The 22,835-nt window shown below is 67.0% G+C and carries 22 protein-coding genes; 15 read left to right on the forward strand and 7 right to left on the reverse strand.

Annotated elements, in window-relative coordinates; all coding sequences use genetic code 11:
* Nucleotides 1-271: hypothetical protein (locus tag ACE3Q6_RS11745; protein WP_374432430.1), on the forward strand; the 271-nt coding region annotated here is incomplete at its 5' end.
* A 22-nt stretch (nucleotides 272-293) separates the two neighbouring features.
* On the opposite strand, the gene ACE3Q6_RS11750 is transcribed toward ACE3Q6_RS11745, so the two are convergent.
* Genes ACE3Q6_RS11750 through ACE3Q6_RS11760 form a run of 3 tightly spaced genes read right to left on the reverse strand, consistent with a single transcriptional unit; the run spans nucleotide 294 to nucleotide 2,379 of the window.
* Entirely contained in the window at nucleotides 294-770 is a 477-nt protein-coding gene (locus ACE3Q6_RS11750) for a CinA family protein (RefSeq protein ID WP_374432431.1), read from the reverse strand.
* On the reverse strand, nucleotides 758-1,264 hold the full coding sequence (locus tag ACE3Q6_RS11755; protein WP_374432432.1) for a phosphatidylglycerophosphatase A: 507 nt from the start codon (nucleotides 1,262-1,264) through the stop codon (nucleotides 758-760). Before ACE3Q6_RS11755 ends, ACE3Q6_RS11750 begins: the two co-directional genes overlap by 13 nt.
* On the reverse strand, nucleotides 1,261-2,379 hold the full coding sequence (locus ACE3Q6_RS11760) for a bifunctional 2-C-methyl-D-erythritol 4-phosphate cytidylyltransferase/2-C-methyl-D-erythritol 2,4-cyclodiphosphate synthase (RefSeq protein ID WP_374432433.1): 1,119 nt from the start codon (nucleotides 2,377-2,379) through the stop codon (nucleotides 1,261-1,263). Before ACE3Q6_RS11760 ends, ACE3Q6_RS11755 begins: the two co-directional genes overlap by 4 nt.
* A 186-nt stretch (nucleotides 2,380-2,565) precedes the next feature.
* Here ACE3Q6_RS11760 and dusB point away from each other — a divergent pair, with 186 nt between their 5' ends.
* The 11 genes from dusB to ACE3Q6_RS11815 all read left to right on the forward strand — a co-directional run bounded on the left by dusB (nucleotide 2,566) and on the right by ACE3Q6_RS11815 (nucleotide 15,598).
* A complete protein-coding gene (gene dusB, locus ACE3Q6_RS11765; protein ID WP_374432673.1) occupies nucleotides 2,566-3,537 on the forward strand; it encodes a tRNA dihydrouridine synthase DusB in 972 nt (323 codons plus the stop codon).
* Nucleotides 3,534-4,631 carry a nitrogen regulation protein NR(II) gene (locus ACE3Q6_RS11770; protein WP_374432434.1) on the forward strand — a complete coding sequence of 366 codons (1,098 nt, stop codon included), beginning with the start codon at nucleotides 3,534-3,536 and terminating at the stop codon, nucleotides 4,629-4,631. The genes dusB and ACE3Q6_RS11770 overlap by 4 nt, the downstream gene beginning before the upstream one ends.
* On the forward strand, nucleotides 4,632-5,996 hold the full coding sequence (locus tag ACE3Q6_RS11775) for a response regulator (protein ID WP_374432435.1): 1,365 nt from the start codon (nucleotides 4,632-4,634) through the stop codon (nucleotides 5,994-5,996). It abuts the gene before it with no gap.
* A 98-nt stretch (nucleotides 5,997-6,094) separates the two neighbouring features.
* Nucleotides 6,095-8,377 (forward strand): ATP-binding protein, encoded by a 2,283-nt coding sequence (locus ACE3Q6_RS11780; protein ID WP_374432676.1) that lies wholly within the window; start codon nucleotides 6,095-6,097, stop codon nucleotides 8,375-8,377.
* Nucleotides 8,374-9,765 carry a sigma-54-dependent transcriptional regulator gene (locus tag ACE3Q6_RS11785; protein ID WP_374432436.1) on the forward strand — a complete coding sequence of 464 codons (1,392 nt, stop codon included), beginning with the start codon at nucleotides 8,374-8,376 and terminating at the stop codon, nucleotides 9,763-9,765. The genes ACE3Q6_RS11780 and ACE3Q6_RS11785 overlap by 4 nt, the downstream gene beginning before the upstream one ends.
* Nucleotides 9,766-9,975: 210 nt before the next feature.
* Nucleotides 9,976-10,317: an endonuclease domain-containing protein gene (locus ACE3Q6_RS11790; protein WP_374432437.1), complete on the forward strand. Its 342-nt coding sequence runs from the start codon at nucleotides 9,976-9,978 to the stop codon at nucleotides 10,315-10,317.
* A gap of 54 nt (nucleotides 10,318-10,371) precedes the next feature.
* Nucleotides 10,372-11,748 (forward strand): Trk system potassium transporter TrkA, encoded by a 1,377-nt coding sequence (gene trkA / locus ACE3Q6_RS11795; RefSeq protein WP_374432438.1) that lies wholly within the window; start codon nucleotides 10,372-10,374, stop codon nucleotides 11,746-11,748.
* Nucleotides 11,748-13,259 (forward strand): potassium transporter TrkG, encoded by a 1,512-nt coding sequence (locus tag ACE3Q6_RS11800; RefSeq protein ID WP_374432439.1) that lies wholly within the window; start codon nucleotides 11,748-11,750, stop codon nucleotides 13,257-13,259. Before trkA ends, ACE3Q6_RS11800 begins: the two co-directional genes overlap by 1 nt.
* A 150-nt stretch (nucleotides 13,260-13,409) precedes the next feature.
* Nucleotides 13,410-13,643 (forward strand): RNA chaperone Hfq, encoded by a 234-nt coding sequence (hfq, locus tag ACE3Q6_RS11805; RefSeq protein WP_008028786.1) that lies wholly within the window; start codon nucleotides 13,410-13,412, stop codon nucleotides 13,641-13,643.
* Nucleotides 13,644-13,675: 32 nt separating this feature from the next.
* On the forward strand, nucleotides 13,676-14,974 hold the full coding sequence (hflX, locus tag ACE3Q6_RS11810; protein ID WP_374432680.1) for a GTPase HflX: 1,299 nt from the start codon (nucleotides 13,676-13,678) through the stop codon (nucleotides 14,972-14,974).
* Nucleotides 14,975-15,184: 210 nt separating this feature from the next.
* The gene (locus tag ACE3Q6_RS11815; protein WP_374432440.1) at nucleotides 15,185-15,598 is read left to right on the forward strand and encodes a hypothetical protein; all 414 of its coding nucleotides are present in this window, start codon (nucleotides 15,185-15,187) and stop codon (nucleotides 15,596-15,598) included.
* Nucleotides 15,599-15,729: 131 nt separating this feature from the next.
* Here ACE3Q6_RS11815 and ACE3Q6_RS11820 read toward each other — a convergent pair whose 3' ends face one another.
* Entirely contained in the window at nucleotides 15,730-16,236 is a 507-nt protein-coding gene (locus tag ACE3Q6_RS11820) for a GNAT family N-acetyltransferase (protein ID WP_374432441.1), read from the reverse strand.
* Nucleotides 16,233-18,698 carry a penicillin acylase family protein gene (locus ACE3Q6_RS11825; protein ID WP_374432442.1) on the reverse strand — a complete coding sequence of 822 codons (2,466 nt, stop codon included), beginning with the start codon at nucleotides 18,696-18,698 and terminating at the stop codon, nucleotides 16,233-16,235. Before ACE3Q6_RS11825 ends, ACE3Q6_RS11820 begins: the two co-directional genes overlap by 4 nt.
* Before the next feature lie 78 nt (nucleotides 18,699-18,776).
* On the opposite strand from ACE3Q6_RS11825, the gene ACE3Q6_RS11830 reads away from it, so the two are divergent.
* Nucleotides 18,777-19,640, forward strand: a complete 864-nt coding sequence (locus ACE3Q6_RS11830) for an NAD(P)-dependent oxidoreductase (protein WP_374432443.1) — start codon at nucleotides 18,777-18,779, stop codon at nucleotides 19,638-19,640.
* Nucleotides 19,641-19,744: 104 nt separating this feature from the next.
* On the opposite strand, the gene ACE3Q6_RS11835 is transcribed toward ACE3Q6_RS11830, so the two are convergent.
* Together ACE3Q6_RS11835 and ACE3Q6_RS11840 are read right to left on the reverse strand one after the other, a co-directional pair.
* Complete coding sequence (locus ACE3Q6_RS11835; protein WP_374432683.1) at nucleotides 19,745-20,293, reverse strand: YSC84-related protein; 549 nt, start codon at nucleotides 20,291-20,293, stop codon at nucleotides 19,745-19,747.
* Between the two features lie 118 nt (nucleotides 20,294-20,411).
* Nucleotides 20,412-21,002: a hypothetical protein gene (locus ACE3Q6_RS11840; RefSeq protein WP_374432444.1), complete on the reverse strand. Its 591-nt coding sequence runs from the start codon at nucleotides 21,000-21,002 to the stop codon at nucleotides 20,412-20,414.
* Between the two features lie 204 nt (nucleotides 21,003-21,206).
* Between ACE3Q6_RS11840 and recA the strand changes: the two genes are divergently transcribed.
* Both recA and ACE3Q6_RS11850 read left to right on the forward strand, forming a co-directional pair.
* The gene (gene recA, locus ACE3Q6_RS11845) at nucleotides 21,207-22,277 is read left to right on the forward strand and encodes a recombinase RecA (protein WP_374432445.1); all 1,071 of its coding nucleotides are present in this window, start codon (nucleotides 21,207-21,209) and stop codon (nucleotides 22,275-22,277) included.
* A gap of 26 nt (nucleotides 22,278-22,303) precedes the next feature.
* Nucleotides 22,304-22,822: an MOSC domain-containing protein gene (locus tag ACE3Q6_RS11850; protein ID WP_374432685.1), complete on the forward strand. Its 519-nt coding sequence runs from the start codon at nucleotides 22,304-22,306 to the stop codon at nucleotides 22,820-22,822.
* Nucleotides 22,823-22,835: the final 13 nt, after the last annotated feature.

The raw sequence follows: 22,835 nt of genomic DNA on the forward strand, positions 1-22,835 counted from the left end.
CTCCTCCGTGGAGTCGGTCGTGAAGGCCTTCCTGGCCCCCTGGAGAGGCGTGCTGTCCGAAACCTCGCGCAGCATCGACCGCAAGGATGACGGGACCGCGGTCCTCGTGACCGATTACCAGGCGCGGGGGCGGGTCGTGCTACGGCTGATGACGGTCGAGGGGGGTGCCCACCATTGGCCCGGAGGTCGCAAGGCGCGCCAGTCGGGTGGCAAGACGCAAGAGATCGACGCCAATTCCGAGATTCTGAAGTTCTTCGCCCTGCACCCCTGATGCAGTTCCGGTCCGCCCTGACCTAGTCCAGCGCCGCGACCAGCAGCCCCAGCGCATGTCCGGTCGCGGCCGCGCGCACCTTGGCGCGGCCCAGGGCACCGAACTCCACGGTCTCGACGCGCGTCTCCCGGCCCTTGCGCGCCAGCCCGAAACAGACGCGGCCTTCCGGCTTGAATTCGGACCCGCCGGGGCCGGCAATCCCGGTGATCGACACGGCGATATCTGCCGCCGACCGGGTAAGTGCCCCTTCAGCCATCTCGCGCGCGACGGCCTCGGACACGGCCCCGGCTTCGGCAAGCGTTTCCTCGCTGACCCCCAGAAGCTCGACCTTGGCAGCGTTCGAATAGGTCACGTACCCCCGCTCGAAAACGTCGGACGATCCCGCCACATCGGTCAGCGCCGCCGCCACCATCCCGCCCGTGCAGCTTTCCGCAGTGGCGATCCGCAATCCCCAATAGCGCGCCTGGCGCAGAAGATCGGGAACATCTACCCCAGCCACGGCTGCACCACTCCGTGATAGACCCCGGCCAGCGCGACCGAGACGATTCCGGCGAAAAGGCCGGCCCAGAGGTCGTCCAGCATGACCCCCGCAGTGTTCCCCATCCGGTCCGCCCGGCCGACGAGCCAGGGTTTCCAGATGTCGAACAGACGGAACAACAGGAACGGCGCGACCCAGCCGGGCCAGGCGCCAAGGAACAGGTCCGCAACCCCGTGCTGCCAGAGCGGGATCACCGTGAAGGACAGCGCCAGAAGCTGACCCGCAACCTCGTCGATCACGACTTCAGACGGATCCTCGCCGCCCTTTGCCGCCAGGTAGCGCGGGACGGCCCAGAAGCCGAGGACGGTCGCCAGGACCGCGCCCGCCGGCACGGCCAGGGCCCAGCCTGCCTGATAGGCCGCCACCGCCAGCGCCACCGTGATCGCGCTGGCCCAGGTGCCCGAAGCCGGCCGCAGGTATCCCGCCCCGCAGAAGGTCGCGACAAGCGTGCTCATGCCTTCACCAGCGTGGCCGTCGCCAGGGCCGCGATGCCTTCCTCGCGCCCCGTGAACCCCAGCCGTTCCGACGTGGTGGCCTTGACCGACACGCGGCCTGCCTCCACCCCCATGATCCGCGCCAATTCCGCTTGCATTGCAAGGGCATGCGGGCCGATCTTCGGACGCTCGCAGACCAGCGTCACGTCGCAGTTGCCAAGCTCATAGCCCCGCGACCGGGCAAGCCCGATGGCATGGGCCAGGAAGATGTGCGACGCCGCGCCCTTCCACTGGGGGTCGCTGGGCGGGAAGTGCCGCCCGATGTCGCCCTCGGCCAGGGCACCATAGATCGCGTCGGTCAGCGCATGCATCCCCACATCGGCATCGGAATGGCCGAGAAGCGCCTTCCCATGCGGCACCTTCACCCCGCACAGCCAGACATGATCGCCCTCGCAGAAGGCGTGCACGTCATAGCCATTGCCCAACCGCACATCCATCGACTGCCCCTTCAGGATCGCCTCGGCCCGGGCGAAATCGCCGGGATAGGTGAGTTTAAGATTGGTTTCCTCGCCCTCGACGATCGCCACGTCAAGGCCTGCGTCCCGGGCAACCTGAACATCATCCAGCGCCCCGCCCGGATGCGCCAGATGTGCCGCCAGAATGGGCGCGAAGCGGAAGGCCTGCGGCGTCTGCGCCCGGAAGAGGCCCGCCCGGTCCACCGTGCCCGCAACCTTCCCCTCCGCCCCGCGCCACAGCGCATCGGTCACCGGCAGGGCAGGCGCCGCGCCGTCGTGGCTCTCCAGAGCCTTGACCAGCCGGTCGATCAGCGCGCGCGACACCAGGGGCCGCGCCCCGTCATGGATCAGCACCGCCTCGACGCCCGAGCCCTCCAACGCTTTGAGGCCCGCTAGGACCGACGCATCCCGCGTCGCCCCGCCCTCGACCAACTCGACGCCCAGACCTTCGGCCCGGGCGCGGTCGTCGGGGTGGATCACCAGCACCACCCGCATTCCCGCAAAGGCCGCCAGCGTGTGTGCCAGCACCGGCTTGTCCCCCAGCATCTGCCACTGCTTCGGCACTTCGCCGCCCATGCGGCTGCCGCGACCGGCGGCGACGATGATGACGGCTGTCTGCATGCTGGCCTTTCCTTTGCTCCTTGCGTAATGCAGCCGCTCCTGCATGACAATCTGGCGCTTCGCACCTGCAGATGCCTAAAATTTGTGCAGCGCATGTTTTTCAGTCATAATCGCACCGCCCCGCCTTGGTCCCTTCACCGGCTGGGGCTAGCACTTCATCAACTGCACAAGGATAAGGCTTTGTCCCTGCCTCTCGGCCCGCTTTCGCTGTCCCCTCCGGTCTTCCTGGCCCCCCTGGCCGGAATCACCGACCTGCCGTATCGCCGTCTCGTCGCCCGCTTCGGCGCAGGGCTTGTGGTCAGCGAGATGGTGGCTTCCGCCGAGGTCGTGCGCGCCCAGCCGGAAGCCCGCGCCCGGGCGGAACTCGGGTTCGGCGAACAGGCGACCTCCGTCCAGCTCGCCGGCCGCGACCCGCACTGGATGGCCGAGGGCGCGAAGTTCGTCGAAGGGCAGGGCGCGCAGATCATCGACATCAACATGGGCTGCCCCTCGAAGCGGGTGACCACGGGCCTCTGCGGCTCGGCGCTGCTCCGCGACCTCGACCTCGCGCTGACCCTGATCGAAGCGGTGGTGAAGGCCGTGAAGGTCCCTGTCACCCTGAAGACCCGTCTCGGCTGGGACGACACGCTCCACAACGCGCCCGAGCTTGCGAAGCGCGCCGAGAGCGCTGGCATCCGGATGATCACCATCCACGGCCGCACCCGCTGCCAGTTCTACAAGGGCAATGCCAACTGGTCCGCGATCCGCGCCGTGAAAGAGGCCGTGACGATCCCCGTCATCGCCAACGGCGACATCACCGACACCGCCACCGCGAAGGAGGCCCTCCGCCTCTCCGGCGCGGATGGCGTGATGATCGGCCGCGGCGCGCAGGGCGCCCCCTGGAAACTCGCCCAGGTCGCCCATGACCTCTACGGCACGCCCGCGCCGAAGATCCCCGACGGTGGCGCGCGGGGGCGCATGATCCTGGATCATTATGAGGACATGCTCACCTTCTATGGCCGCGACCTTGGCCTGCGCATGGCCCGCAAGCACCTTGGCTGGTACCTCGAGGAAGCGGGCCTCCCCCATGCGCGCGAGGCGATCCTCACCTCCACCGACCCGGCCGAGGTGATCCAGCTCATCGAACAGGCCTTCGCCGAACTGGAGCTGGCCGCATGACGCCCTACCGGATGCCATACCCGGTGCCGGGCGTGATCTGGGCCTCTCTGCCCCTGCCCACGCTCCTGATCGACACCGGGGCCCGCATCCTTGAAGCCAACCCCGCGGCCGAGACCTTCCTCAACGCCTCGGCCAAGGCGCTGAAGGACCAGCCCGTCTTCGACCGCCTCGCCATCGACGCGCCCATGGACGAGGTGCTGGCCCGCGTCCGCGCCAACCAGTCGGCCCTGAACATCAACGACGTGGACGTGACGACCGGCGAACGCCCGCCCTTGCAGTGCACCATCCACCTCGCCCCGATGCACGACAACCCGGGCATCGTGATGCTGATGCTCTCCCCGCGCGAGTTGGCCGACCGCCTCGGCCGCTCGATGGGGGCCAAGACCGCCGCGCGATCTGCCATCGGCATGGCCGAGATGCTGGCGCACGAGATCAAGAATCCGCTCGCCGGCATCTCGGGCGCGGCGCAGCTTCTGTCGATGAACCTGACGCCCGAGGACCAGGAGCTGACCGACCTCATCGTCGAGGAAACCCGCCGGATCGTGAAGCTTCTCGAACAGGTGGAGCAGTTCGGAAACCTCCGCCCGCCGGAACGGAAGCCCGTCAATATCCACGACGCGCTGGACCGCGCCCGCAAGTCCGCGCTGGTGGGCTTCGCTGCCCACATGACCATCACCGAGGATTACGACCCCTCGTTGCCGCCCACCTTCGCCGACAGCGACCAGCTGATGCAGGTCTTCCTGAACCTCATCAAGAACGCGGCCGAGGCCTGCAAGACGGGCGGGACGATCCGGCTTCACACCTTCTACGACCTCTCGCTGCGCCTCCGACGGGCCGACGGCCCGTCCCGCGCGCTACCCCTGAACGTCGAGATCATCGACGATGGCCCCGGCATCCCGCCCGACATCGCCGCCAACATCTTCGAACCCTTCGTCTCGGGCCGCGAGAACGGCACTGGCCTCGGCCTCGCGCTCGTCTCGAAGATCATCACCGACCACGAGGGCTGGATCACCGTCGATTCCACCCCCGGCCGCACCGTGTTCCGCGTGTCCCTGCCCATGGCCCCCCGCGAAAAGAAGAAGGAGTCCCGCTAGATGGACGGCACCATCCTTGTCGCCGACGACGACCGCACGATCCGCACCGTTCTGACCCAGGCTCTCACGCGGGCAGGATGCAAGGTCCATGCGACCTCGTCCCTCATGACGCTGATGCGCTGGGTCGAAGAGGGTAAGGGCGACCTGGTGATCTCGGACGTCATCATGCCGGATGGCAACGGGCTCGACGCGCTGCCGCGGATATCGAAGATGCGCCCGGGCCTGCCGGTCATCGTCATCTCGGCGCAGAACACCATCATGACCGCGATCCAGGCCGCCGAGGCCGAGGCCTTCGACTACCTGCCGAAGCCCTTCGACCTGCCCGACCTGATGAAGCGCTCGGCCAAGGCGCTGGACCAGAAGCGCCGCGCGCCCAAGGTCGTGGTTCCGGCGCGCGAGGCCGGGGATGACCTGCCGCTCGTCGGCCGGACCCCGGCGATGCAGGCGCTCTACCGCCTTGTCGCCCGCGTGATGAACACCGAACTCGCCGTCCTCATCACCGGAGAATCCGGCACCGGCAAGTCGCTCATCGCCCGCGCGATCCACGATTTCTCGGACCGCCGCACGCTTCCCTTCGTCGTGGCCCAGGCTGCCGACCTGCAGGGCGTGGACGGCCCGGCCAGCCTCTTGTCCCGGGCGCGCGGCGGGTCGATCGTCTTCGACGAGGTCGCGGACTATGACGCCGACACCCAGGCCCGGGTGGTGCGGATGCTTGACATGCTGGGGGACAAGGCACCCCGCGTCATGGCCACCAGCCAGACCGACCTCTCCTCGCGCATGGAAGCCGGCCAGTTCCGCCAGGACCTCTACTACCGCCTTGGCGGGGTCACGCTGCATGTGCCCTCGTTGCGCGAACGGGTCGAGGATATCCCGCTTCTCGCCGAACATTTCCTTACCCGGGGCGAGCGCGACCTGGGCACCGTCCGCCGCCTGTCGCAAGGCGCAAGCGACCTGATCCGCGCCTATTCCTGGCCCGGCAACGTGCGCCAGCTGGAAAACACCATCCGGCGCCTTCTGGTGACCGCCTCCGAGACCGACATCGCCCGCGCCGAGGTCGAGCAGGTTCTGGGCCAGCAACCCAGTCCCGAGCCAATGGCCGGGGCAGGGTCCGGCGACAAGCTTTCCGCCTCGGTCGCGCGCCACCTGAAACGCTATTTCGACCTGCATGGCGGCCAGTTGCCACCCCCCGGCGTCTACCAGCGCATCCTGCGCGAGGTGGAGCTGCCGCTGATCGAGATCGCGCTCGATGCCACCGCCGGAAACCAGGCGAAATGCGCCGACCTGCTGGGCATCAACCGCAACACCCTGCGCAAGAAGATCACCGATCTCGACATCCGCGTGACCCGTCGCCGCAAGTTGATGTAGATCAGCCACATTGAATGTGTCTTTCCGGTTTCACCCGGGCACTCAACTAGATATAGTGGCGCTGGGTGGACATACCACCGGGTGACGCGCGGGGCAGGGTGGATCAGGCCGTTCGCAGGGATGTCTGGCATCGCTTTTCCCGGCTGCGGCGGCAGCGCAGGGTGCAGACGGCCGTAACGCTTGGCCTTGTTTTCCTGGGCCCCGTCCTCGCCGTCGCGACCTTCCTCGCCCTCGGCTCGATCAACACCAGCGCCGCCTCGCCGGTCCTGCGGCTGATCCTTCTTGCCGACCTGATCTACGTCCTCGTCATCGCCGCCCTCGTCCTGGCCCGCGTCGTGCGCCTGATCGCCGATCGCCGCTCCAAATCCGCCGGGTCGCGGCTGCACCTGCGGCTTTCGGGCGTCTTCATGCTGATCGCGCTGATACCCACGGTCCTCGTCGCTGTCTTCGCGGTCCTGTCGATCAACATCGGTCTCGAGGGCTGGTTCTCGGACCGCGTGCGGTCGGTCGTCGGCTCCTCGCTCTCGGCCGCCCAGGCTTACGAGGCGGTGCAGCGCGACGACCTGGCTGCCGACGCAGTGACGCTCGCGGGCTACCTCAACGACGCCAAGCGCCGCACGCCCTTCCTGCGCGACGACCAGCTGCGCCCCCTTCTGTCCCAGGCGCAGCAGGTCATCCAGCGCGGGTTGAAGGAGGCCTACCTGGTAGACGGGACCGGCGCGCTGAAGACACGCGGCGAACGGTCCTACCTTTTCGACTTCGAACCCCTGACCGAAGACCACCTGCGTCTTGCGCGCGAGGGGAACACGGTCCTGATCCCGGACTGGTCAAACAACGAATTCCGGGCGCTGATCTTCCTGGAAAGCTACACCGACCGTTATCTCTACGTCACCCGCACGGTGGACGGCTCGATCCTGTCGCTGCTCGACGAAACGCAGGAAACCGTCCAGCTTTACAACCAGCTTGAATCCGAACGCGGGCGGCTTCTGTTCAACTTCGGCCTGATCTACCTCGGCTTCGCGATGATCCTGATCCTGGCCGCGATCTGGCTGGGCCTCTGGTTCGCCGAACGCCTGTCGCGCCCCGTGGGTCGCTTGGCCGGGGCCGCCGAACGGGTCGGGGGCGGGGACCTGGACGTGCAGGTCACCGAAGAAGAGGGCGATGACGAGATCGCTTCCCTGGGCCGTCTCTTCAACCAGATGACCCGCCAGCTGAAAGGCCAGCGTGAGGCGCTTGTCGAAAGCCACGCCCAGACCGAAACCCGGCGGAGGCTGTTCGACTCCGTGCTGTCGAACGTCACCGCAGGGGTGATCGGCCTTGATCCCGATGGCGACATCGACTTCGTGAACCGCGCTGCCGAGAAGTTGCTCGACTTCGCTGACGGCCAGTCCGACATGCCGCTGGCCGCCGCCGTCCCGGAGTTTGCACCTCTCTTCGACCGGCTCCGCGACGCGGGCACCAACGCGGTCCAGGAAGAGGTCCGCCTGACCCGCAAGGGCAAGCTCGAAAGCCTCCTCGTCCGCATGTCCACCCGCAGGTCCGAAGCCGGCGACCTCGAGGGCTACGTGGTGGCCTTCGACGACGTGACCGACCTCGTCAGCGCGCAGCGCATGGCCGCCTGGGGCGACGTCGCCCGCCGGATCGCGCATGAGATCAAGAACCCGCTCACGCCCATCCAGCTTTCCGCCGAACGCATCAAGCGCAAGTTCGCCACCCAGGTCCGCGACCATGAGGACCTGGAGCAATACACCGACGTCATCGTCCGCCAGACCAACGACCTGCGCCGGATCGTCGACGAATTCTCCAAGTTCGCCCGGATGCCCGAACCCGACCGCCGCGACTGCGACCTCGTCGCGCTTCTGAAGGGCGCGGTTCTTCTGCAGGAAAACGGCCAGCCCGGCGTGCGCTTCGTCAAGGACATCCCGGACGAAGAGCTCCACCTTGACCTCGACGCCACCATGATCGGACAAGCGTTGACGAACCTGATAAAGAACGCCGGGGAAGCGATTGAATCCTATCAGGAAAAATCAAAGCCCGAAGGCTTCGTACCGGAAATCCGCATCGCACTTTCCAGTGACGAGACCGAAGCGGTGATCCGGATCAGCGACAACGGCACCGGCCTGCCCCCTGACCGCGCGCGGCTTTTCGAACCCTATGTGACCACCCGCGAAAAGGGGACCGGCCTTGGCCTGCCCATCGTGAAGAAGATCATCGAGGAACACGGCGGCTCGCTCGCGCTTCTCGACGCCCCCGTCTTCGGCGGCAACGACCATCCCGGCGCGATGGCCGAGATCCGGCTGCCCCGCGCCCTCCGCAAACGCTCGCGCACCCACATTCCTCTCAAAGCCGAAAAGCCCACCGAGAAAGAGGCCCAGTCATGAGCATTCTCATCGTCGACGATGAACAGGACATCCGCGAATTGATCGGCGACATCCTGCGGGACGAGGGCTACCAGACCCGCCTTGCCGCCAATTCCGACGACTGCATGGCCGAGATCAACGCCGATCCGCCATCCCTCATGATCCTCGACATCTGGCTCAAGGACAGCCGGATGGACGGAATCGACATCCTGAAGACGGTGAAACGCGACAATCCTGACATCCCAGTGGTGATTATCTCCGGTCACGGAAACATTGAAATCGCCGTCGCCGCGATCAAGCAGGGCGCCTACGACTTCATCGAGAAACCCTTCAACATCGACCAGCTGATGGTCGTCGTAGCCCGCGCGATGGAAACCAGCCGTCTGCGCCGCGAGAACCAGGAGCTTCGCCGCCGCGACGTCACTTCGGCCGAGATGGTCGGCTCCTCGCTGGCCTTCAAGACGCTGAAAGGGAACCTCGACAAGGTGACCAAGTCGAACGCCCGCGTCATGCTGGCGGGAGAGCCGGGGACCGGCAAGGAAATGGCCGCGCGCTATATCCACATGAACTCCAACCGCGCGGCAGCCCCCTTCATCACCGTCTCCTCCGCCTCCATCGAGCCCGAGCGGATGGAAGAGGTCCTCTTCGGCCGCGAGACCCCGGAACGCGGCGTGGAACCCGGCCTTCTGGAACAGGCCCACGGCGGGATCGTCTACTTCGACGAGGTCGCCGACATGCCCTTGGGCACCCAGTCCAAGATCCTCCGCGTCCTGACCGAACAGCAGTTCACCCGCGTCGGCGGCGCCGACAAGGTCCGCGTCGACCTGCGCGTCATCTCCTCCACCTGCCGCGACCTGCGCGCCGAGATCAGTCAGGGCCGCTTCCGCCAGGAGCTTTACGACCGCCTGAACGTCGTGCCCATCGCCGTCCCCTCGCTTTCCGCCCGGCGCGAGGACGTTCCCGAACTGACCCGCCATTTCATCGACTGGTTCCACAAGACCCAAGGCCTGCCGAACCGCACCCTGTCGGACGAGGCCGACACCGTCCTGCAGACGCTGCCGTGGCCCGGCAACATCCGCCAGCTGCGCAACGTGATCGAGCGTATCCTGATCCTCGGCGACGGGACCGGTCCCATCGAAGCGTCGGAGATCCCCGGCAACGAACCCAAGGCCGAGGCGGAAAGCGCCCTCTCCCTCTCCGGCACCATCGCGACCCTTCCCTTGCGAGAGGCGCGCGAGCTGTTCGAGCGCGAATACCTCCTGACCCAGATCAACCGCTTCGGCGGCAACATCAGCCGCACGGCCAGCTTCGTCGGCATGGAACGCTCCGCCCTGCACCGGAAGCTGAAGTCGCTGGGCGTCGTCGGTTCCACGCGCGGGGGCAGGGGGTTCGGCGAGTTCGAGGAGTAGCGCCTCTCCCCCTCACCCTAACCCTCTCCCCCGGGGGGGAGAGGGGACCTGTTGCGCCCGGTGGCAAAGGTCATTCACCAGCCTGCCCACCGCAAATTCGCCCGTCTCGGCCGCTGTCGGGTTAACCGGACCTTTACCGTAGATGCGCAACGCTCGCCCCAGGCGTCCCCTCTCCCCGCCGGGGGAGAGGGTCAGGGTGAGGGGGCATCCATGCAGCAGACCGACCTGTCCAAGGCCCGCGCAAGGCATATGCGCAGGAAGATGACCCCAGCCGAGCGTGCCCTGTGGTCCGCGCTGCGCAACCGCCGCTTTCTGGGTCTGAAAATCCGCCGTCAGGTTCCCATCGGACCTTTCATCGCGGACTTCTACTGCGCCGACCACCGCCTCATCATCGAAGCCGACGGGTCCGGTCAGGGCTCCCAGCGCGACATCGAGCGTGACCATTGGCTCTCCCAGAAGGGCTTCCGCGTTCTCCTTCTGCCGAACCGCGACGTCCTGACCGACCTCCCCGCCTGCCTTGAGGCCATCGCTGCCCTTGCCCCCGATCATTGACCCTCCGGCCCCGATCTGACATTCAGGCGCAGACGGCGGAACGCGGGGAAACGGATGAAGGTCATCATCTGCGGGGCGGGGCAGGTCGGCTGGCAGATCGCCCGGCACCTCTCTGGCGAGAAGAACGACGTCACCCTTGTCGACACCAACGCCGATCTCGTCCGCCGCGCGACCGATACTCTGGACGTCCAGGGCGTCGTGGGTTTCGCCAGCCACCCCGACACGCTCGCCAAGGCCGGGGCGCGGGATGCCGACATGCTGATCGCCGCCACCCATTCGGACGAGGTGAACATGGTCACCTGCCAGGTGGCCCATGTCGTCTTCAACGTCACCCGCAAGATCGCCCGCATCCGGGCGCAGAACTACCTCGACCCGCTTTACGGCAACCTGACCAACCAGGATGGCCTGGCCATCGATGTGGTGATCTCCCCGGAACGCGAGGTGGCCGAGGCCGCGCTCCAGCGCCTTGCCGCGCCGGCCACCTTTGACACCGAAAGCTTCATGAACGGCCGCGCCCAGCTCCTCGGCATCCAGCTGACCGAGGAGTGCCCGGTCCTCAACACCCCGCTCCGCCAGCTGAACGAGCTCTTCTCCACCCTCCGCGCCATCGTGGTCGGCATCCGCCGCGAGGATCGCCTGTTCGCGCCCGACCCCGGCGACCAGCTTTATGCCGAGGACCAGATCTACGTCTTCACCCATTTCGAGGACGTGAACCGCGCCCTGGAAATCTTTGGCAAGAAAACCAAAAAGCAGGAACGCGTGGTCATCGTGGGCGGCGGCAACGTGGGTCTGGCGGTCGCCAGGGCGCTGGAGGCCCGGACCGACCGCATCCGCGCCAAGATCATCGAAAAGCACCGTGCCACAGCTGAAGCCGCCGCCGACGGGCTGGAGCGCACCATCGTCCTCAACGGCGACGGCATGGACATCGACCTCTTGATGGAAGCCTCCATCGACCGGGCCGACGCGATCCTCGCGGTGACCGACGACGACAAGACGAACCTCCTCGTCGCCGTCCGCGCCAAGCAGGCCGGCTGCCCGATGACCATCGCGCTGGTGAACGACCCCACCCTCGCGCCCCTGATGGCGCCGCTCGACATCGACGCCTACATCAACCCCCGCGCCACCACCGTCTCGTCGATCCTGCGCCACATCCGCCACGGCCGCGTCCGCGCCGTCTACTCCATTGGCGATGCCGAGGCCGAGATGATCGAGGCGCAGGTCCTGTCGACCTCGCCCCTGGCCGGCCGCCTCGTCCGCGACATCGAGTTTCCCGAAGGCGTCCTCGTCGGGGCCGTGATGAAGGGCGACAAGGTCCTGAAACCCACCGGGGATCTCCGGATCGAGACCGGCGACGTCATCGCGCTCTTCGCCATGGCCAAGGACGTGCCCGAGGTCGAGCGCCTCTTGCAAGTCTCGATCGACTTCTTCTGATGCTGGCCCGGCTGGCAGAACTGCCGCTCCTGGTCGTGCTGCTCGGCCTGTCGGGCGTCATTGCGCTGGTGCCGGCGGTCTATGCCATCGGCGTGAACGACCACGAACATGCCCGCGATTTCCTTTATTCCGCGCTGATCCTCCTGGTCCTTACCGTGATGCTTGGCATCGCCACGGCCGCCTATTCGCCCCGCGATCCCTCCCGCAGCCACCTCGCGGCGCTGGTCCTGGCCTATGCCGTCCTTCCCTTCGCCCTGGCACTTCCCCTGCGCGAGGCCTTGCCCGACACCTCCATGGTCAACGCCTGGTTCGAGATGATCTCGGCCTTCACCACGACGGGGGCTTCGGTCTACCCGCCCGACCGGCTGGCCGACCCCATCCATCTCTGGCGCGCCACGGTGGGCTGGTTCGGCGGCTTCCTCGTGATCCTCGCGGCCTATGCGATCCTTGCGCCGCTGAACCTTGGCGGCACCGAGGTCTCCTCCGGCCGCGTCCCGGGTCGCACCGGGGTCGGAACGGCCCAGGCCGCCCGTGCCGCCGACCCGGCCTTCCGCCTGACCCGCTTCGCGCTTCTCCTCTTCCCCGTCTACGGCTCCATCACCTTCCTCCTCTGGTGCGGCCTTCTGGTCCTGGGTGAAAGCGGCATCTCTGCCCTCATCCATGCGATGGGGACGCTCTCGACCTCGGGCATCACCGGCAGCACCGCCTTCCAGGACGCAGGCTCCGGCGTTGCGGGCGAGATGCTGATCTTCCTCTGCTTCGCCTTCGCCATCACCCGCCGCGCGCTCCCCGGCACCCGCCTGGCCGAAAACCGCCGCCCGCTCCTGCAGGACCCCGAGCTGCGCCTTGCCGCCCTTCTTGTCCTCACCGTGACGCTGATCCTCTTCCTGCGCCACTGGTTCGTCGCCACCGAGACCGAGGGCGACGCCCAGGCAGCCTTGCCCTCGTTCTGGGGCATCCTCTTCACCGCCACGTCCTTCCTGACCACCACCGGCTATGTCTCGTCGGACTGGCAGACCGCAGCCGAATGGTCGGGCATCGGCACGCCCGGGCTGGTGCTCCTTGGTCTCGCCATCATCGGCGGGGGGACTGCCACGGCAGCGGGGGGCGTGAAGCTTCTGCGCGTCTACGCGCTTCTGCGCCACGGCGAGCGCGAGCTTGAAAAGATCATCCACCCGAACTCCATCGGCCGGGGCGGACCCGACGCCCGCCGGATGCGGCGCGAGGGCGCGCAATTCGCCTGGGTGTTCTTCATGCTCTTCGCCACCTCCATCGCCGTGGTGGCAGCCCTCCTGCTGCTGGCCGGGGTGGATTTTGAACCAACGATGGTCCTCGCCATTGCCGCCCTGACGACGACCGGACAGCTGGCCGAGCTTGGTGCCGCAGACCCCATCGCCTATCAGGACCTCAGCGATCACGTGAAGATCATCCTGGGCATCGCGATGGTCGTCGGCCGGCTGGAAACGCTGGCGCTTCTCGCGCTCATCCTGCCCGGTCGCGGCCGCAGCTAGTCTGCGCCCCCTAACAGCCTGATTTTTGCGCTGGAAACTCCCGCCCGGGCACTTCATACTCGGATCAGCCGTGACAAGCGGCAGGAACAGGGCAACGAAGAACGACCACGACGCGACAGTGAAGCGATAGAAAAACAAGGCACAACAACGATGGCCGCTGACAAGCAAAACCTGCAAGACGCCTTCCTCAACCATGTCCGCAAAGCAAAGGTCCCGGTGACGATCTTCCTGATCAACGGTGTCAAGCTGCAGGGCGTGATCACCTGGTTCGACAATTTCTGCGTGCTTCTGCGCCGCGACGGGCAATCGCAGCTCGTCTACAAACATGCGATCTCCACCATCATGCCGGGCGCGCCGATCAGCCTCTACGAAGGGGAAGACTGATCTCCCGCGAGCCTCAGGACGACGACGACCTCATTCCGCAACGTGAGGGCCAGCGCCTGCGCGACACTGCCGCGCAGCCGACGCGGACCTATGTCTTGCACCCGGCGCTGAAGTCCGCCAGTGCGCGCCGCCTGCCCGAACATGGGCTGGCCGAGGCCGTGGCCCTTGCCGCCGCCTTGCCCGAGCTGGACGTCCAGGGCTCTGAAGTCGTCCGCCTCGCGCGCACCCATCCCGGCACGCTCCTTGGGTCCGGCAAGGTCGAAGAGCTGAAGGCCCGCTTCAAGACCGACCACATCGACCTCGTCATCGTCGACGGGCAGGTCTCGCCGGTCCAGCAGCGCAACCTGGAAAAGGAATGGGGGGTCAAGCTTCTCGACCGGACCTCGCTGATCCTGGAAATCTTCGCCGACCGTGCCCGCACGCGCGAGGGTGTGTTGCAGGTCGAACTCGCGGCCCTCAGCTACCAGCGCACCCGCCTTGTCCGCGCCTGGACCCACCTCGAACGCCAGCGCGGCGGGTTCGGCTTCGTCGGCGGCCCGGGCGAGACGCAGATCGAAAGCGACCGCCGCGCCATCGACGACCAGGTGGTCCGCCTCCGCCGCCAGCTGGAACAGGTGGTCAAGACGCGCGAGCTCCACCGCGCCGCCCGCGCCAAGGTGCCGTTCCCGATCGTGGCCCTCGTCGGCTACACCAACGCCGGCAAGTCCACGCTTTTCAACCGCATCACTGGGGCCGAGGTCCTGGCCAAGGACATGCTCTTCGCCACGCTCGACCCCACCATGCGCGGTGTGACGCTGCCCTCGGGCGCGAAGATCATCCTGTCGGACACCGTGGGCTTCATCTCGGACCTGCCCACCCAACTCGTCGCTGCCTTCCGCGCTACCCTGGAAGAGGTGCTCTCCGCCGACCTCATCCTCCACGTCCGGGACATCTCGCACCCCGAGACGGTCGAACAGGCCGCCGACGTGGCCGACATCCTGACCTCGCTTGGCGTCGGCGAGGATACGCCGCAGATCGAGGTCTGGAACAAGCTCGACCTCGTTGATGCCTCCCAGCGCGAGGCCTTGGCTGCCCAGGCAGCCCAACGCCCCCGCGTCCTTCCCGTCTCGGCCCTGACCGGCGAAGGCGTCGACCGCCTACTCACGCTCATCACCGCGACGCTGGACGCCGACCGGACCGAGGCGGCTCTGACCATCCCCTTCTCCGACGGCCGCAAGCGCGCCTGGCTCCATGACCAGAACGTCGTGCAGGACGAGACCGAGGCCGAGGACGGCTGGCATCTCACGGTCCGCTGGACCGCCCGCCAACAGAACCGCTTCCGCCGTATCTGACCCGATGCGGCGACGCGACCGGCTCAGCGCGCGCTCCGTTCCCAGCCGATCCCACGTGCCCCTGAACCGCTGTCCCCGTCACACTCCCACGGTGCCCGCACCCGCGCGGGACCCAGTTCCCGGCAACTCCCGCGCTTTCATCTTTGCTCAAATATCCCCGCCGGAGGCATCCGCGACTTGCCAGGGGCACAAACCGGGGCAGGGGGAGCGATGATCCTTCGCCTTGTCGCCCTCTGGGCCGCCGCCGCCGGGACGCTTCTCCTCCACGCGCTTCTCGGCATTCCCGGCGACTACCTGGGTCAAGGCTTCCCGCTCCATCCCGGCCTCACGGTGACAGTCCCCGACCTCGCCCTGACCGCACTTGCCACGACCCTGCCCATCCCGCTTGTGGCGGCGCTCGCCCGCCGCTTCCACCTCCGCTGGCTCGCCCTGCCACCCATCGCCTTCCTCTGGCTCTGGGCCGCCATGGTCATGATCGAGCCCTTCGCGGTCGACTTCGGCACGACCTGGCGCTGGTCCGAGCCCCTGCGCGCCCTCTTCCTGCACCCGGTTCACACGCCTGTCGCCCTTCTGCTCCTCCTCGCCACGGCCACCTGGACGTTCACCCGAACACGGCGAACCTGATCATTTCATGTCCCAAACATCCCCGACGGAGGCTCCCGAGCGCTTTTGCGTCCTTCACGCAAAAGCGCGAGACAAAAGGCTTGCGGCGCATGCCGCTCCATTTGAAAACCGCTCCGACCCACGTGCGAAGGTCACTCCCCGGGGGACCGCGCAAGGTAGACGCTGTCACACCATTCGTCCTTCCACAGAAGGGTCCGCTCGGCCCGGTGCGTCTCGCGAAACCCAAGCCGCGCCAGAAGCCGCAGCGAGGGCCCGTTGCGCGGATCGACCTCCGCCGTAAGCCCGATCCCCGGAAACTCCGCCTCCAGATGCCCGATCACCGCGCCCATCGCCTCCTGCGCCAGACCCCGGCCCCAATGGTCGGGATGCAGGATGAAGCCGATCTCCGGCAAAGCCCAGGCCCCGGCCTTGCCGATGACCGCGCCGTCCTTCTCGACCAGCCAGTCGCGGCCGTCCGGGGCCTGGTCCACCAGGAAGCCCAGCCAATGCCGCGTCTCTTCCAGAGTCTCATGCTCGGGCCGCGACCAGTAGCGCATCGCGCGCGGGTCAGACATGAAGCGGTGCACGGCCTCCAGATCGGCCCAGACCGCCTGCCGCAGCACCAGCCGCGCCGTGCGCAGCGTCGGAACCCCGGTCACTGTCCCTCCGGTGTCAGTACCATCACCCCCGCCGCTGCCGCCCGCGCCAACTCCGGGTCAAGCGACATCGGGATATATTCGCCCCGCCGCCAAAGCTCGCCCAGGTCGTCGTAATGCCGGCTCAGCGGATGGCCCGACTGGCCCGTCGCCGTGATGAAGACCGAACTGTCCGGGTCGGCGAAGTCATAGACCCCCCGATACCCCGCGGAGTGCACGTTCTGATAGGGCTCCGGCCCCTCACCCCGCGTGACCCCCCGCATCAGCGTGTCGTCGCTGCCGCTGGTCGATTGCCGGATGTTCACGAAATACTTGAGGAAGGGCACCTCGCCCAGGACCGGGTGGTCATGCGTCGCCTGGTGCGCATCGCCCCAGCGCCAGCTTTCCAGGTTGGCGCCATACCGCTCGGTCAGCTGCAACAGTGCCTCGTCCAGAGCGATCCGCGCGATATCGGTGCAGCTTTCCACCGCCGCCGACTGGATCACGTCGCACCAGACGCTGGCCCCGCCCACGTTGCGGTAGACCCGCTCGATGAAGACCGGAGAGATATGGGTGAAGGTCTCCGACATCTCGCCCAGCTCGTCCTGGATCAGCCGCTTCATCAGCGCCCGCAGCCAGGCCTCGGCGATCAGGGGCTCGGGCAGATGCTCGTTCATCTCGCCGTTCCATTCCGCCAGCAGGATCAGCGCCCGCTGCCGCAGACGTTCCGGAGTGCCCTCGGGCGCCGCCTCCCCGGTGAACCAGAGGTCCGCCCCGATCAGCGGCAGAAGCGACCGCGCCGTGGGGTTCACCGTGTCGAGCTGCGCCTCGATGAAGCTTTCCCGCGTATGCACTTCGCGCGCCTTCATCAGCGTGAGCCACCGCTGGATCCGCTGCGTATCGCCCCAGTCGAAGCTCACATGCATCGGGAAGGGCCGGTCCACCGTCTTGTTGTTGGTGTTGCCCAAGAGGCCCGAGGTCGGGTTCACCACCCTCGGGTTGTCCTCGTAGGGCAGCACGCCCTTGAAGCCCACCCGCGCATCCGATCCCAGTGCCGGCAAGCGGCCCTGCGACGGGTGGCCCGCATCGCGCGCGGGCAGCGCGCCTACGACCTGCAGCGCAATGCCCGTCCCGTCGGCCAGCATCAGGTTTTGCGCCGGGGCCACCACCTGCCGGCCCGCCTCCAGCGCCTCGGGGATGCTTCCCGCCCGCATCAGCGCCATCGCCCCGCTGATCGACCGGTCCTCGCCCGACAGCGCCGTCCAGCTGATCGCGGCCACATGGCCCGCTGGCGTGATCGAGCCCAGCTCGTAATGCCCCCCCGGCAGGATCGGCCCGTTCCGCGACCAGCGCAGGGTCACCGTGACCGGCTCGGCATCCTTCACCTCGATGATCGACTGGCGGCTCTCGAACCGCGCCCAGCCGTCCGGGGTCTGGTATTCCTCGGGATTGTCCGGGTTCAGCGTTTCGATCACCACGTCCTGGTCGTCGACATAGGCCGTCGTCAGCCCCCAGCCCAGTCTGTCCGACCGGCCGACCAGAACGACGGGAACGCCGGGGATCGTCCCGCCGATCACCCCACCCGAGGCCAGCTCCAGCCGGGCAAGATACCAGATCGTCGGGGCCGTCAGCCCCAGATGCGGGTCGTTGGCCAGAAGGCTTCCGCCCGCCGCCGACCGTTCCGGCATCGCCGCCCAGGAGTTCGACGCCCCCGCCATCCCCGGCTCGGCGACCGGGGAGAAGGGCCCCATCGCGAAGTGGACCGGTGCCATCAAGGGCGGCACGCCCGGCACCAGACTGGCATAGTCGGGCAGGGCCGCGACGCCCTGGCTGGGATCATCGGGCAGGATGTCGGCCAGCCGCTCGTCCGGCAACAGGAGCGACACCCGCGCCCGCAGCACCTCGGTCTGCAAGGCGCTCGACAGCTGCAGCGCCATCAGCTTCAGGATCGCGATGGAATCCGCCGGCGCCCAGACCGAGATCTCGGGCTCGAACAGGAAGAATTCCGGCGCGCCGCGCCCCCGTGCGCCCTTGTTGACCTCGCCGATCCAGGCATTGACCCCGGCCGCATAGGCCTCCAGCGCCCGCGTCGTCGCCTCGTCCTGCACCTCGGCCGATTGCAGCGCCAGTCCGTAAAGGTCATAGCGCCGCATCAGCTCGTCGACCTTCACCGTGGCCGGGCCGAACAGCTCGCTAAGCCGCCCCTGCGCCGTCCGCCGCAGCATCGTCATCTGCCACAGCCGATCCTGCGCGTGGGCGAAGCCAAGGGCGAAATAGACGTCCTCGTCGGTCTTGCCGAAGATATGCGGGACGTTGTCGTTGTTGCGCACAATCTCGACCGGGGCGGTGATCCCGGGGACGGTGAAGTCCTCGTCATAGTCCACCAGCGACCGCGACAGGATGTAATAGGCCATGAGGGCGAGGATGACCCCCAGGGCGATCACCCCCGAAACGATCCGGATCAGCCAGCGGAAGGCGGTCAACATCGGTGCTGTCCTTGACGGCGGGAACGCGATCGGTTCCTAGTCCAAGCTTGGATCAAGGGCAACAGCAGGGGGGCGCGCATGGCGAAAGTTGCATTTCTGGGGCTGGGAGTCATGGGCTTCCCGATGGCCGGGCATCTTGCCGCCAAGGGGCACGAGGTCACCGTCTACAACCGCACGCCCGCCAAGGCCGAAGCCTGGGTCGCCCGCCACAAGGGCCGCGCCGCCGTCACCCCGCGCGAGGCCGCAACGGGTGCCGAATTCGTGATGGCCTGCGTTGGCAACGACGACGATCTCGCCCAGGTCGCTACCGGCCCGGACGGCGCGTTCTCCGGCATGGGGAAGGGCGCGGTCTTCATCGACCACACCACCGTCTCGGCCACGATCACCCGGAAGCTTGCCGCCGAGGCCACGGCGCTTGGCCTCCATTTCGTCGACGCGCCGGTCTCGGGCGGGCAGGCGGGGGCCGAGAACGGGCAGCTCTCCATCATGTGCGGCGGTTCGCCCGAGGATTATGCAAAGGCCGAGCCGGTGATGGCCGCCTACGCCCGCATCTGCCGCCTGATCGGCGAAAGCGGGGCAGGGCAGCTTGCCAAGATGATGAACCAGATCTGCATCGCTGGCCTGATGCAGGGCCTGTCCGAGGCGCTGGCTTTCGGCCAGAAGGCCGGATTGGACGGTGAAAAGGTGGTGGAGGTGATCTCCCAGGGGGCAGCGGGCTCCTGGCAGATGGTCAACCGCCACAAGACGATGCTTCAGGACAAGTTCGACTTCGGTTTCGCCGTGGACTGGATGCGAAAGGACCTTGGCATCTGTCTTCAGACCGCCGACGAGATCGGAGCGCGGCTGCCCGTCACCGCCCTGGTCGACCAGTTCTACAAGGATGTCCAGCTGATGGGCGGGGGCCGGAACGACACCTCCAGCCTGATCCGGCGCCTGAAGTAGGGTGGGGTTCCACCCCACCTCTGCACCCTTTCCAAAAAGTTAACGTCCGCGCTTAACGTGCGGACGTCATTGAACAATCCGAAAATGTCCACCGTGGACAGATTTCAGGGAATGATCCGGGTGTACTTGATCCCGGCCAGCGAGGCCCCCGCGATCAGCCCCTGCTGCCCGAAGACCATCGCAATCACCTCGTCCAGCTCGGTCGTCTGCTTGCCGATCGAGGCCCCTTCCTCGGGCGAGGCATAGCGGATGTCTGCCCCCGCCGCCCAGCCCGACGACCGACGGAAGGATTCCAGCGCCTCGGGGGACATGAAGAACAGGGCATGGGCATACTGCTGCGCCCCGATCTGCAGCCCGAACGAGCCCTTGGCGGCCGAGTAGTAGTCGACCGTCGCCCCCTGTATCCGCAGCGCGCCGCGCCCGAAGGCCCCGCCGAACCCGGCGCCAACTTCGGTCATCAGGGGCATGTAAAGGACACCGGCCGCCCGGCCCGCCAGGTCGCGCGTCCCGGGATACTGGCTGAACAGGAACTCCTCGGTCGCCGCGACCCTCGCCTCGATCTGGCTCGCCCCGTTCGACCCGATCCCGTTGTTGCAGGCGGCAAGCCCAAAAGCCCCCGCCCCCAGCAGAAGCCCGCGCCGCGTCATCATCATGTCGGTCATCTTTACCGCCCTTTCATGCCTCATTGGGGTCTCAAGGCCCCTTGCCGGCAAAGGTAGCCGCTTTCCACGCGCCTGTCATGCCCCGAACACCCGACCGGCAACCCCGCGCCTAAGGGATCAGCGTCGCGTAAAGGGCGAAATCCTCGGCCGCCACCTCGCGCAGCCGCGCCTCGGTCGCGGCGGTCAGCTCGGTCGCTCCGGGGGGAGAGACGTTCAGGCGGGGCAGGGTGATCTCGCAGTCCAGCCGCTCCTCCAGGAAATGGACGAAGCTGTCGATCTCCTCATAGCGGAAGAGCCGGTCGACCCCGACCCCTTGCCGGGGCCGCAGGAACTTGCCCTGGCTGCCCACGTCCGCGAAGTCCGGCCGCGAGTCCTCGCACCAGGCCTGCACGAAGTCGTCGAAGCTCATCCCCTTCGTCGACTTCCCCGCGTCGGTCTCCTCGCGCTGGCGGAAGCGGTACCACGACCCCAGCCAGTCCACCGGCTCGCGCATCAGGGCGACCACGGTGAACGTATCCTTCGACGCGGCCTCCAGGAAGGGTCCGATGAACCGCCGATAGCGATGGACCGTCGTATGTTTCAGAAGCGGAGGCCGCTGGATCGACACCGCCGCCAGCGATTCGAGCGCCGCGGCAATTGCCGTGGACCCGGTCTTGGGTGTGGCCAGAAACGCAAGCCTCTGCTCCCAGAACACCAGCATGACCGGCCCTTTCCCCCAAAAAACCCGCACAGCGCCCGGTTGTCCCGGGCTTTCGTCAATACTCCCTTAACCAAACCGCGCCCAAACTGCCACTGCGAGATTTGAGTTGAAATGTTCCCTTTTTGTTTGCATAAGTGCAAGAACACTTGGGGAACACAGGGCGTGGTTGCCGCCATCATGCGGCTATGAAATAAGGAGAACGACATGGCGGTGGCTAACCTTCTCGACCTCGGGGGCAAGCGGGATATGGACAAGTCGAAGGCGCTGGAAAGCGCGCTCGCGCAGATCGAACGGCAGTTCGGCAAAGGCTCGATCATGCGCCTTGGCGCCGACAGCCCGGCGATGGAGATCGAGGCGACCTCGACCGGCTCGCTGGGTCTCGACATCGCGCTTGGCATCGGCGGCCTGCCCAAAGGCCGCATCATCGAGATCTACGGGCCCGAAAGCTCGGGCAAGACCACGCTGACCCTGCACGTCGTTGCCGAGGAACAGAAAAAGGGCGGCGTCTGCGCCTTCGTCGATGCCGAACACGCGCTCGACCCGCAGTACGCCAAGAAGCTGGGCGTCAACCTGGATGAGCTTCTGATCTCGCAGCCCGACACCGGCGAACAGGCGCTGGAGATTGTGGATACGCTGGTCCGCTCCGGCGCGGTCAGCCTGGTCGTGGTCGACTCCGTCGCGGCCCTGGTGCCGAAATCGGAAATCGAAGGCGACATGGGCGACATGCAGATGGGCTCCCAGGCGCGCCTCATGTCCCAGGCGATGCGGAAGCTCACCGCCTCCATCGGCCGGTCGAACTGCATGGTGATCTTCATCAACCAGATCCGCCAGAAGATCGGCGTGATGTTCGGCAACCCGGAGACGACCACCGGCGGCAACGCGCTGAAGTTCTACGCCTCTGTCCGCCTCGATATCCGCCGCATCGGCGCGATCAAGGACCGGGAAGAGGTCGTCGGCAACACCACCCGCGTCAAGGTCGTCAAGAACAAGGTCGCGCCGCCCTTCAAGCAGATCGAATTCGACATCATGTATGGCGAAGGCATCTCGAAGACTGGCGAGCTCATCGACATCGGCGTCAAGGCCGGCGTCGTGGAGAAGTCGGGCGCCTGGTACTCCTTCAAGGACGAACGCATCGGGCAGGGGCGTGAGAACGCCAAGTCCTTCCTGAAGCAGAACCCCTCCGTCGCGCTGGAGATTGAGGACAAGATCCGCGCTGCCAACGGTTTGGACTTCACGATGGCTGGGGAAGACTCCGGCGATGTGCTGGACGAGTGACCGGTCACGTCACCCATGACGAGCTGATGGCCGCGCTGCCGGGGGTGCTGTCCGCACCGAAAACCGGCAGCGCGGTCGAACTTTTGTGCCTGCGTCCCGACTTTGGTCAGCGCCGCTTTGTCGACGAGATCACGGTCACCAAGGCGCAGGGCATTCCCGGCGAACGCTGGGGCACTACCCCCTGGCTCAAGCTTCCCGATGGCAGCGGCCACCCCGGCATCCAGGTCTCGATCCTGCCGCGCCGGGTGCTGGACCTTATCTGGCGAGACCGCGAGAACGTGGTCCATCCCGGCGATACCTTCGTCTGCGATCTCGACATGACCGAGGCGAACCTGCCTACCGGCACGTTGCTCGGGGTCGGGACGGCGGTCCTGCGCGTCTCCGAGGTCTGGAACGACGCCTGCACCAAGTGGAAGGTGCGCCACGGCGAGGCCGCTTTTGACTGGGTCCGTGCGCACCCGACGCTTCGCCTGCGCGGCGTCCTCTGTTCCATCGAGCAGGACGGCCTGATCCGCAACGGCGACGCTGTGGAAGTCCTGCGCTAGACGCCTTTTTTCC

The sequence above is a fragment of the Tabrizicola sp. genome (assembly GCF_041913445.1).
Taxonomy (GTDB): Bacteria; Pseudomonadota; Alphaproteobacteria; order Rhodobacterales; family Rhodobacteraceae; genus Tabrizicola.